Consider the following 10,522-nt stretch of genomic DNA (forward strand, 5'->3'; position numbering starts at 1 on the left):
GTACCCGATATCGGTTTCGTCAGTGTGCCCGAGGTGATGTCGTTGCGGGAGTTTCAGCGCGCCGCGGTGCGACTGCACATCCTGCATCACGCCGCCGGCGATGAAGTCCACGGCGCCTGGCTGACCGAGGAGCTGGGCCGCCACGGTTACCGGGTCAGCCCCGGCACGCTGTATCCCACCCTGCACCGGCTCGAGGCCGACGGCCTGCTGGTCTCCGAGCAGCAGGTGGTGGACGGCCGCACCCGCCGGGTGTATCGGGCCACCCCGGCCGGCCGTGCGGCGCTGGAGGAGGATCGCCGGGCGCTGCGGGAGCTGGCCCGGGAAGTGCTGGGGAATGAATCCTGAGTTCCCCCGCGCCAATTTGTAAAGAGGATTTACATTACCCATTGCATTCATGGATTTTGCGACCCTGGAATTGTTCCGCTTCGCGGAATATCGCGGTAGCATCCGTTGCACTCGATATTTGTAATCCCGGTGTAGTTCCGGGCAAATGATGGGAGCCGTCTGGTGAGCGCACCGAAGAACACGACGACACGAATTGCCCGCGTGGCCGCAGTGCTGGGCGCTGCGCTGGCATTTCTGCTGACTGGCTGCACACAGCAGCAAAGTGGGGACCTAGGTCCTGCTCGATCGCCGTTGACCGGCATGTCTTCACACCCACTCGACATGGCGACGCCATTGGCCGCAGTTAGTCGACAATGACGTCTAGCGCCACCAGTTCGCGCGGGTTGTCTAAAGGGTTGACAATGGCGAAAAATAATTGGTCTTGGTAAGACCGATTGCGAATTGCCGAAAGATTCGAAACGGTCTGTATTCGTATCGCCGCCTGACCTCTCTTGCCATTTCATTCGATCGGAGGATAAACGAAGCGCCCGCACTCCTGGTGTTCACGCCCAAACGCTGTGATACTCAGACGACAGCGCTTGGCCTGGAGGGAGAACCGGCATGAAGATCCGTCGCGGGTTGGCCGCTGGCGCCGGCATCGTGTTGGCCGTCGGCACCGGCGTTGCCCTGAATTCGGGCGAACCGGCGCGGGCGCTGGGACCGCCGGCGGACGGCGCCTACGCGTTGAACGAATCGGGCGTCTCGGGATCGACGTGGACGATCACGGCATTGTGCGATCAGCCGTCGGGAACCCGGAACATGAACGACTATTCCGACCCGATCGTTTTCGCGATGAACTGTGCGCTGAACGTGGTGAGCTCGACGGCCGCCGCGCCGATCACCCGCCAAGACCGGTTGAACAACTTCAGCGGCCGAGCGCGGATGTCCAGCATGCTGTGGACCTTCACGGTGGACAAGTCAGAAGGTGTGATGTGCCCCGGTGGCGGCACCGCGCCCACCACCGACACCTACGCGTTCAGCGACGAGACCATGAGCGGTACCCACACCATCTTGCACGGCGCCGTGTGTGGCCTGCAGTCGGATATGAAGAAGGAACCGTTCTCCTTACAGATGACCGGGCCACCGCCCAGCCCGGTCGAGCGTTATCCGTTGTACTGCAACGGCATTGCGATGTGCTACTAGATCGGTGTGATGTAGGCGATCAACCACTTGCCGTCGATCCGCTTGAAGTCCACCCGCAGCCGGCTGCCGTCGTAGAGCGGCTGGCGCGACTTGTCGGTAACGGTGCGGTTCATGTAGACCATCAGCGATGCCGAATTCCGTTTGGCCGCAATGACTCCCACGCCAACCACGTTGGCCTGGACCACCACTTCGCGCTTCTTGGCCTCCGGAATGATCTGCGCGTTGGCGCTTTTCTGGAATTCCTGGCGATAGTCGGGCGTCAGCAGCGGATACGCAGCGTTGAGGCTGCGTTCTACGGTCTGGTAGTCGTAGGCGAAGACCTGCGGTATCTCCTTGGCGGCCAACTGGGGCAGTACCGCGCGCGCCGCCGCTTCACCCTGGGTCTCCACCCGGTCCCAGTAGAGCCAGCCGCCCACCGCGGCCAGGCCGACGATGGCCGCGACCAGTAGGGTGCCGACGACCCTGAGCAGGCCGCGCAGCAACCATCGCATCAGTTACCCCCGTCGGGATACTTCAGGTCGTATCCGCTCATGTGTCCGGCGTCGTCCTCGTGCACGATCACCCGCAGCCGGTAGGGCATGGACGGCTTGTTGACGCCGTCTATGTCCGCGACCGTCACCCGCACCGATACCAGTACCGACGCGTTGTCGCTGACGGTGTCGATGCCTTCCAGCGCGGCTCCGTTGACGACGGCTTCCGAGGTGGCGTTGGTGGCGCGGAACAGGCTCTTGAGGTTGTCGACGTTGTTGTTGGCGCTCAGCATCCCGCGCAGCGGGCCGCTGGTGCCGTTGACGAACCGGTTGACGGCATCGTCGATGTTGTCCGGCGTGTGGCTGAACATGTTGACCACCGTCTGCGTGGCGGTGTCGACGAAGCGCTGCTCGCGTGCCTGCTCGGCCTCGGCGTGGCGGCGCTGCACGACCATCGCGGTCACGCCGGCCGCCAGGGCGCCGACCAGTAGCAACGCCGCGGCCAGACCGACCCAGCCGACCAGTCTGCGGTGCGCCGGCCGCCGTGGCGGCGGGCGCACCGCCGTCAGTGGCTTGGCCGTTGTGGGTTTGGCCTTGGACTTCTTCTTCGGCTCCTTGGCGTCCGCGGGTTCCTCCGCCGGGATACCGGCCTCGATATCGGCCTGGACATCGGCCTGGACATCGGCGCTGCTCGGCTCGGTCTTGGCGGGGCCGGCCGGGCGGGACGCCCGTCGGCGCACGCGTTGAGTTGTCGATTGCTCTTCTGCCACTACTGAATCCACTGAATAGGCTCTACATCGGCTTGGGTGCGAGCATCAGATCCACCCAATTCTCGGCAGAAGATGCAGTCGCGAAGATACCAGTGCCGCCCGCCGGGTCCTTGAAGACGCCGGTGACCGGGTCGTACGTCGTGTACGACGTGCCGCTGGCCTGCGGTTCCGGTCCAGGCGCCGGGCCGGTGCCCAGCGGCGGGCCCGGCGGCTCCACATACCTGGGGAACGGAACCTGCGGCGGCACCGGCGGAACGCCGGGCGGCTGCCACGACGTGAACGGCGGCGGCGGCCCGTTGTTGTTGGGCGGCGGCGGGTCATACGCCGGCTGATTCGGTGCCGGGCCCGGGCCCGGCACCACACCCGGCGGCGGCGGCCCGACGATCGGGATCCCCGGATCCGGATCGGCACCCGGCGGGATGAACGGGAAATGGTTGGGCGGCAAGATGTTCAGCCCATTGGTCACCGGCGTGCCGTACGGGATTGGCGGACCGCGCCACGGATTCGTCCCGGTCGGAACGTAGCCCTTGGGGTCGCGGCACAACGCGACCGTCGGCGCGCGCTTGCCGGGGAATTCCTGGCAGGGGTAGTTACGCGCACCGCGCACCGCGCTGGGATCGTTCTGCGCGGTCTTGCAGTACATGTCCGTCGGGATTTCGCGAACCCCTTCGTCGGCCGGCGTCCGCATCAATGGCGGCGGCAGGAAACCGGTGCTGCATGGCGGCGGGTCGTTGAGGTCGAGCTTGAAGTCGAGCTTGGCGCCCTCGTCCTGGGGTTGGCCACCGGCCGAGGTGGTGATGGCCGCGAACAGCGCCGGAAAGACGACCAACAGCTGCTCGATCGTCTTGTGGTAGATCACGCCCACCCGGCCCAGGTTGGCCAGGCTGGCCGCCAGCGCCGGGAACGAGGGCCGGATACCGGTGAACGCGGTGTTGGCTTCGTCGATCGCGTCGGGGGCGGTGGCCAGGGTGTCGCGCAGCTGCGGGTCGGCCTGGCGCAGCTCGGAGGTGAACCGCGCCAGCCCGTCGGCCAGCGACTTGATGTCGCCGCCGGCGCGAACCTGGGCCTGCAGGAACGGACCGGCCTGATCGATCAGCTGCGAGACCTGCGGGTAGTTGGTGTTGGCCTCGTCCACCAGCAGTCGCGCCGATTCGACCAGCCGGGCCAGTTCCGGGCCGGTGCCGTTGGTCGCGGTGAACGCCTCGTGCAGCACCTCGCGCAGCCGGGTGTCGCCGAGGCTGTTGACCAGCACCTCGGCCTGGTGCAGCAGTTGGGCGACGTCCTGGCCGATGCGGGTGTTGTCGCGCGCGATCTTGGCTCCGTTGGTCAGCTTGTTCGGCGACGGGTGATCCGGCGGAACCAGGTCGATGTACTGCTCGCCGATGGCCGACACACTCTTGACGGTCGCGGTGACGTTCGACGGGATCGCGGTTCCGCTGTTCAGCCGCATGTCGGCGGTGACGCCGCTGGGGTTCAACTCCACCGATTCCACGCGCCCGACCGCGACCCCGCGGTAGGTGACGTTGGCGTTCTTGTACAGCCCGCCGCCCGCGACGAAATCCGCACTGACACCGTAGGTTCCGATGCCGAAGGTGGCGGGCAGGCGCAGGTAGAAGATCGCCATCACGGTCAGGGTGATCACGGTGATCACCGCGAAGATGGACAACTGGATCTTGGTAAGTCTGTCAATCATCTAATCAAGCCCCTCCTGCCCCTACTGCGCAGCCGTGCCGGGCGGGATCTTGAACGGGTCGGCCGCTTGGCCCGAGAGGTTGGCCTGCTCCCCCAGCAGGAAGGCGGGCGGGTTGAGGACCTCGTCCATGTGCGCCATGTTCGGGTCGAAATACGCTGTGGTGAAGAATGTTTCACCGATCCGGCGCAAGGTCAGGTCGAAGGTGGTGAACACGTTGAGGTAGTCGCCTCGCACCGCCTGCTTGATGCCGAAGTTGGGGAACGGGAAGGTCAGCAGAATCTGTAGCGAGGTGATGAAATTCTTGCGGCTGTCGTTGAGCGCCTTGACAACTGCGTAGGCGTCCTTGAGGTCGGCGGCGAAATCCACCTTGGTCTTGGCCAGCACGTGGGAGGTCACCAGGCTCAGCTTCTTGAGCGCGGCGAAGGCGTCGACGATATGGCCGCGGTTCTTGTTGAGTACCCGGACCGCCTCGGGCAGGGTGTCCAGCGCCCGGCCCAGGTTGTCCTTGTCGCGGGCCAGCATCGCCGAGAACCGATTCAGCCCCTCGACCGCGGCGATGATGTCGTTGACCTGTCGGTTGAGCCCGGCCGTCAACTCCGCGAGTCGCGGGACCAGATCGACGAACTGGCCTTTGCGGCCGACTACCGCCTTATACGTCTCATCGGTAATCTCTTCCAGCGCAACGACATTGCCCTTGTTGACCACCACTCCGAGAGCCGAGAACACTTCCTCGGTGGTGGGATAGCGGCCGGTGTTGGCCTCGGCGATCTTGGATCCGTCGACCAGCCTGCCCTTCGCCGGTGTGCCCGGCGGCGGCGGCGCCAGATCGATGTGCAGCGAACCCAGCAGTGACGTCTGGGACACCTTGGCGACCGCATTGGCCGGCAGTACCACGTTCTTGTCCAGCGCCAATTTCACTGCGGCGTAGAAAGATCCGTCCGGTCGCTGCTCGGCGGAGATCCCGGCGACACTGCCCACGGTGACGTCGTCGACCATGACCGGCGAGTTCTGCGGCAGCGTCGCCACGTCGGGCAGTTCGACGGTGATCGAGTACGCACCACCGCCGTGGCCGGCGGTGCCGGGCATGGACAGCGAGTTCAGTCCGCCGAATGAGCAACCCGCGAGGAGCACGGCGCCGGCCGCTAAAGCGCTGCCGCGCAACAGGATTCGGTTCATCCACCGGCCCCCTGTTCGGCGGGCAGCGGGCCGGGCACGGGCGCGCCGGCCGCAGGACCCGGCGCGGGCGCGCCGGCCGCAGGACCTGGCGCGGGACCCGGGAGAGGCCCGTAGCCTGGCGCGGGTCCGGGTGCCTGCGGGACGAACAACGCCTGCAGATCCGTCTGATTCGAGGTCGCCGGCTGGGTCGGCTTGGCCGGTATCCAGGTCAGCTCCGGAACCGGCGTCTCAGACTTGGCCTGGGTGGCCGGGGTGTCGTAGATGACCTGTCCCTTGTAGGCGGTGATGGTGTTGATCGGGTGGAACAGGATCGGCGGGTAGTTCACGGTGAGCCGGCGCAATACCGGACCCAGCCGTTCACGGCAGATCTCGGCGCGCCGGAAATAATCGGGCGCCTTGGGCCCGCCGGCCGTCTCGTAGGAACCACCGCAGATGAATTGCACCGGATTCATGAACTCCGGCAGGGAGATCAGTCCGTTCAGCGTGCCTTGGGCAGGGTCGTAGATGTTGTAGAAGTTGGTGATGCCCGGGCCCGCCACGTGCAGCACCTGCTCGATGTTCTCGCTCTGGTCGCTCAGCGTCTGGGCGAAAGTGTTGAGCTGGTCCACCGTTTCGATCAGCGTCGAGTTGTTCTCGTGCAGGAAGCCCCGGATATCGGAGAGCGCCTGGTTGAGGGTGCCCAGCGTGTGGTCGAGGCTGCGCGAGCTGTCGGCCAGCACCTGCGACACCGAGGCCACGTGGCCGGCGAACTGCACGATCTGCTCGTTGCTCTGGGACAGCGCGTCGACCAGCACCTGCAGGTTCTTCACCGTGCCGAAGATGTCGTTGCGCGAATCCCCAAGGCGCCCAGCGACTTGCGAGAGTTCCTGCAGTGCGTTGTGGAACGAGTCGCCGTTGCCGTCCAGGGTGTCGGCGGCCTGGTTGATCGCTGCACCCAGCGGCCCCTGCAACTCCCCGGCCGCCGGGCTGAGCTGAACCGACAGCTTCGTCAGCGCCTCTTTGACCTCGTCCCACTCGACCGGAACCGCGGTGCGAGTGAGGTCGATGCTCGCGCCGTCGGGCAGCGTGCCACCGCCGGTGTAGGCCGGCGTGAGCTGAATGAAGCGCGCCGCCACCAGGTTTGGCGACATGATGACGGCCTGCGCGTTCGACGGGATCTTGACGTCGTTGGACACCGACATGGTGATCTTGACGTCGGACGGGCGCGGCTCGATGCTGTCGATCTCGCCTACCGGAACGCCGAGGATGCGGACCTGGTCGCCGGGGTACAGGCCTACCGCAGAGGTGAAGTAGGCGGTGATCTTGCGCCCGCTGGTGCCCGCGGAGAACAGCGCGTAGGCGCCGCCGATCAACCCCACCACCAGCGCGATGATGGTGACGGTACGCATCCCCTTGGTGCCGAAACGGCGCGGCGTCGTCATGGCGACTTCGGCCTTATGATCCAGCGCTCCTGAATCATCCCGCGCAGGTAGTCGGCGAGGCTGGCCGGCAGCTTGCCGGGCTGATAGAAGAAGTCGAACATCGCCGCCATCAACGGCGCCGGGATGGCGCCGAACACGTTGACGTTGAAGCCGGGTCCGGAACCGACCACCTCGCCCAGGGTGGTCGCGTACGGTGGCAGCCGCTTGAGCGCCTCGGTGATGTAGTCCTTGCGCTCGTTGAGGTTGCCCAGCACCAGGTTGAGCTTGCTCAGCGCCGGGCCGAACTCCTTGCGGTTGTCGGCGACGAAGCCGGAGATCTGCGCCGAGACGCCGTCGATCCCGGAGATCAGCGCATCAAGTGCGGCGCGGCGTTCGTCGAGTGCGGCGAACAACTGGTTGCCGTCGTCGATCAGCTTGTTGACCTGCGCGGAGCGTTCCGACAGCACGCCGGTGACCTGCTTGGCATGCGCCAACAGGCCTTGCAGGGCCGCGTCGCGGCTGTTCAGGGTGCGCGACAGCGTGGTCACGCCGTCCAGCGCGCCGCGCAGGCCCGGGGTGGCGTCGTGCAGGGTCTCGGTGAGCACCTTCAGGGCCTGCTCGAACTGCGGCTTGTTCAGGTTGCCGGCGTTTTGGCCCAGGTCTTCCAGGGCGCCGGCCAGGGTGTACGGCGTCGTGGTCCGGCTCAGCGGAATGGTGGTGGCGTGGCCGCTGCCGGCCGGGCTCACCGAGATCGAGCGCTCGCCCAGGATGGTGTCGGTGCGGATCGCGGCCAGCGACTGATCGCCGATGACGACCTTGCGGTCCACGTTGAAGGCGATCTTGGCGCTGTTTCCGGCCAGGCTCACCTCGGTCACCTTGCCGACCTTGAAGCCCGCCACCAGCACCGAGTTACCGGGCACGATGCCGCCGGCGTCGGCGAAATAAGCCTCGTAGGTCTTGCCCTGCGGCCAGAACGGCAGCCCGCTGTAGCCGAACGCGATGAGCACGACGCAGATGACTACCGCCAAGCCGATGATGCCGGTGCGCAGTGGGTCGCGCTCCCGCTTGCTGTTATTTGGCAAAAGCGCACCTCCCCTTGCTGGGATCCACCGAGCCGCCGAACGGGATCAGGATGTCGCTACCGGCGGGGCCGTTGATCTTGATGGTCACCGAGCAGAAGTAGATGTTGAAGAACGATCCGTAGGCGCCCAGCGCGGCCAGCCGCAAATAGTCCTCGCCGAGTTGCTCGACGTCGTTATTGATTTCGGCCTTGCGGTTGTCCAGCTCGGTGGCCAGCGGCCGGGCGTTTTCCAGCACGCCCTGCAACGGCCGGCGCGAATTCTTCAGCAGCTCGGTCAGATCCGTCGTCGTCGACGACAGCGGTCCGATGGCGCCGGCGATCGAGTCCTTGTTGTTGGCCAGCCCGGTGATCAGCTGCTGCAACTGGTCGACGCTGGCGCTGAATTGGGCGCTGCGCTGGTCGATGGTGCCCAGCACGGTGTTGAGGTTGGTGATCACGTCGCCGATCAGTTGGTCACGCTTGCCCAGCGCCGAGGAGAAAGCGCTGGTATCAGCCAGCACGTTGGCCAGCGCGCCGCCCTGGCCCTGCAGCAATTCGATGACGGCGCTGCTGATCGTGTTGATCTTGTCCGCGTCCAGACCCTTGAGTACCGGCTTCAGACCGCCCAGCAGCGCGTCCAGATCCAGGGCGGGCTGGGTGTGGGAAGAGTTGATCGTCGCGCCCGGCGCCAGCTTGCGCAGCTCGCCCGGACCCGAGGTGATCTCCAGGAAGCGGTCGCCGACCAGGTTTTCGTAGCGGATCACCGCACGCGTCGACGAATACAGCTGGTAGCGCTTGTCGATGCCGAACTCGACGTCAATGGTGTTGTCCGGGTTGAGTTTGACGCCCTTCACCGCGCCGACGGGTACGCCGGCGATCCGCACCTTCTGGCCGGCCTTGAGCCGCGACGCGTCGGTGAAATTGGCGTGGTAGGTGCTTTCGGGGCCGAACCGGAAGTCGCCGAACACCACCACCAGGGCTGCCGCCACCAGCAGCATGACCACCGCGAAGACGCTGACCTTGATCACCATCGACCGGTGCGACGGCATGCCCCCGCCGGCCATCAGAAGTCGTCCCGTTCGGCGAAAGCGCCGTGGAACAAGAACTGCAGCGTCGACGGCGCATCGACCTGCACTTCGGTGAACGGCTCGTACGGGATCAGGGCGTTGTCGGTGACCAGGAACGGTGCGCGGTAGAACGACCCGCCGGTCTGTTTGGTCGGGATGTCAGGCAGGCCGCGGCAGTTGGGGCCGCCGGAGGCGTTGACGATCGGCAGGCTCTCCGGGTACGTGTACGCCGGCGCACCGAGCACGAAGTTCGACGAGGTGAACAGGCCGGCCTTGCGGACACCGATCAGCGGCGCGAACTCCTTGACACCGCGATCGATGCCGGCGAACAGGCAGCCGAATTCCGGTGAGTACTCGGCGGCCACTTTGAGCGGCGCGCGCAGCCGGTTGATCGCGTCGATGAAGTTCTGTTCGGCGGGCTCCAGCGTCTCGTAGGCGTTGTTGGCCAGACCGATGGTGGCCAACAGCGTGTTGTTGAGGTTGTTCTGCTGGTCCACGACGGTTCGGTTGATGGTCGGCAGATTGTCGAAGACGGTGTTGAGATCGGGCGCGGCGTCAGCGTAGTAGCCGGTGACGATGCCGGCCTTGCGGAAGTCCTCCTGCAGCGTGGGCAGCTTCGGGTTGGCCTGGCGCGTCAGCGTATTCAGGCCGGTCAGCAGGGAGCCCAGATCGTCGCCGTGGCCGCGCAGGCCTTCCGACAGCGCGCTCAGGGTGCCGTTGAGTTCCACGGGGTCGATCTTGTGCAGCAGGTCGATGAGCGACTGGAACAACGTGTTGACTTCCAGCTGCACGGCCGAGGCCTCGACCCGGGCATTGGGGCGCAGTGAACCCGCGGGAGCCCCGGTGGGCGGGAGGAACTCCACCGACTTGGCGCCGAAGATGGTGTTGCCGGCGATGTGCACCGTCGCGTTGGCGGGGATGTAGTGCAGCTCGCTGCTGTTGATGGCCAAGGTCAGACGGGCCTGGTCGCCGCTGTAGCTGATGTCCTCGACCTGGCCCACCTGGATGCCGCGGTACTTGACCTTGGCGCCCTTCTCCATGACCAGCCCGGCCCGCGGCGATGACACCGTGACGGTGTCCGTCGGCGTGAACGCCGCTGTGTACGACAGATACGTCAGGAGCACGAACGCCACGATGAGGCTGGCCAGCACTGCTGCTGCCACCCGCACCGCAGTGCGTCGAGATCCGGTGTCTGCCATATCCGTTTAGCGGGTCCTTTATCCAGAGAGGTTCTTTATCCAGAGAGGTTGAAGTTACCTTGCGCGCCGTATACCGCCAGCGAGATGAACAGCGTAATGACCACCACGACGATCAGTGAGGTCCGCACCGCCTGTCCGACGGCGATGCCCACGCCGACGG

General features: G+C 65.8%; 10 protein-coding genes and 1 pseudogene. 2 read left to right on the top strand and 9 right to left on the bottom strand.

The features are described 5' to 3' along the window. The first annotated feature begins 42 nt into the window (after positions 1–42). Positions 43–345, top strand: a complete 303-nt coding sequence (locus BST12_RS19700) for an Rv3488 family transcriptional regulator (RefSeq protein ID WP_083114828.1) — start codon at positions 43–45, stop codon at positions 343–345. Between the two features lie 600 nt (positions 346–945). Then, a complete protein-coding gene (locus BST12_RS19705) occupies positions 946–1,527 on the top strand; it encodes a hypothetical protein (protein ID WP_083114811.1) in 582 nt (193 codons plus the stop codon). On the opposite strand, the gene BST12_RS19710 is transcribed toward BST12_RS19705, so the two are convergent. From BST12_RS19710 to BST12_RS31020, 9 genes and pseudogenes are all read right to left on the bottom strand, one after another. Beyond that, positions 1,524–2,018 (bottom strand): mammalian cell entry protein, encoded by a 495-nt coding sequence (locus BST12_RS19710; RefSeq protein ID WP_083114812.1) that lies wholly within the window; start codon positions 2,016–2,018, stop codon positions 1,524–1,526. The two genes, BST12_RS19705 and BST12_RS19710, sit on opposite strands and share 4 nt — an antisense overlap. Further along, positions 2,018–2,779, bottom strand: coding sequence for a mammalian cell entry protein (locus BST12_RS19715; protein ID WP_083114813.1), 762 nt, complete (start codon positions 2,777–2,779; stop codon positions 2,018–2,020). The genes BST12_RS19710 and BST12_RS19715 overlap by 1 nt, the downstream gene beginning before the upstream one ends. 10 nt (positions 2,780–2,789) lie before the next feature. Then, positions 2,790–4,460 carry a virulence factor Mce family protein gene (locus BST12_RS19720; protein ID WP_083114814.1) on the bottom strand — a complete coding sequence of 557 codons (1,671 nt, stop codon included), beginning with the start codon at positions 4,458–4,460 and terminating at the stop codon, positions 2,790–2,792. Between the two features lie 21 nt (positions 4,461–4,481). After that, positions 4,482–5,636 (bottom strand): MCE family protein, encoded by a 1,155-nt coding sequence (locus BST12_RS19725; RefSeq protein WP_083114815.1) that lies wholly within the window; start codon positions 5,634–5,636, stop codon positions 4,482–4,484. After that, positions 5,633–7,057 carry a virulence factor Mce family protein gene (locus tag BST12_RS19730; RefSeq protein ID WP_139801789.1) on the bottom strand — a complete coding sequence of 475 codons (1,425 nt, stop codon included), beginning with the start codon at positions 7,055–7,057 and terminating at the stop codon, positions 5,633–5,635. Before BST12_RS19730 ends, BST12_RS19725 begins: the two co-directional genes overlap by 4 nt. After that, a complete protein-coding gene (locus tag BST12_RS19735) occupies positions 7,054–8,118 on the bottom strand; it encodes a virulence factor Mce family protein (RefSeq protein ID WP_083114816.1) in 1,065 nt (354 codons plus the stop codon). Before BST12_RS19735 ends, BST12_RS19730 begins: the two co-directional genes overlap by 4 nt. Further along, positions 8,108–9,160, bottom strand: coding sequence for an MCE family protein (locus tag BST12_RS19740; RefSeq protein ID WP_083114817.1), 1,053 nt, complete (start codon positions 9,158–9,160; stop codon positions 8,108–8,110). The genes BST12_RS19735 and BST12_RS19740 overlap by 11 nt, the downstream gene beginning before the upstream one ends. Beyond that, positions 9,160–10,362: a virulence factor Mce family protein gene (locus tag BST12_RS19745; RefSeq protein WP_083114818.1), complete on the bottom strand. Its 1,203-nt coding sequence runs from the start codon at positions 10,360–10,362 to the stop codon at positions 9,160–9,162. The genes BST12_RS19740 and BST12_RS19745 overlap by 1 nt, the downstream gene beginning before the upstream one ends. Positions 10,363–10,397: 35 nt before the next feature. Beyond that, positions 10,398–10,522 (bottom strand): annotated as a pseudogene (locus BST12_RS31020) (ABC transporter permease); the annotation flags it as partial.

Origin of the sequence: Mycobacterium angelicum, from assembly GCF_002086155.1 — a bacterium.
In the GTDB taxonomy this organism is placed as follows: domain Bacteria; phylum Actinomycetota; class Actinomycetes; order Mycobacteriales; family Mycobacteriaceae; genus Mycobacterium; species Mycobacterium angelicum.

Coding starts and splice junctions, on each gene's coding strand:
- BST12_RS19705 (WP_083114811.1), top strand. CDS start 946: ATGAAGATCCGTCGCGGGTTGGCCGCTGGCGCCGGCATCGTGTTGGCC.
- BST12_RS19710 (WP_083114812.1), bottom strand. CDS start 2,018: ATGCGATGGTTGCTGCGCGGCCTGCTCAGGGTCGTCGGCACCCTACTG.
- BST12_RS19720 (WP_083114814.1), bottom strand. CDS start 4,460: ATGATTGACAGACTTACCAAGATCCAGTTGTCCATCTTCGCGGTGATC.
- BST12_RS19725 (WP_083114815.1), bottom strand. CDS start 5,636: ATGAACCGAATCCTGTTGCGCGGCAGCGCTTTAGCGGCCGGCGCCGTG.
- BST12_RS19730 (WP_139801789.1), bottom strand. CDS start 7,057: ATGACGACGCCGCGCCGTTTCGGCACCAAGGGGATGCGTACCGTCACC.
- BST12_RS19740 (WP_083114817.1), bottom strand. CDS start 9,160: ATGGCCGGCGGGGGCATGCCGTCGCACCGGTCGATGGTGATCAAGGTC.
- BST12_RS19745 (WP_083114818.1), bottom strand. CDS start 10,362: ATGGCAGACACCGGATCTCGACGCACTGCGGTGCGGGTGGCAGCAGCA.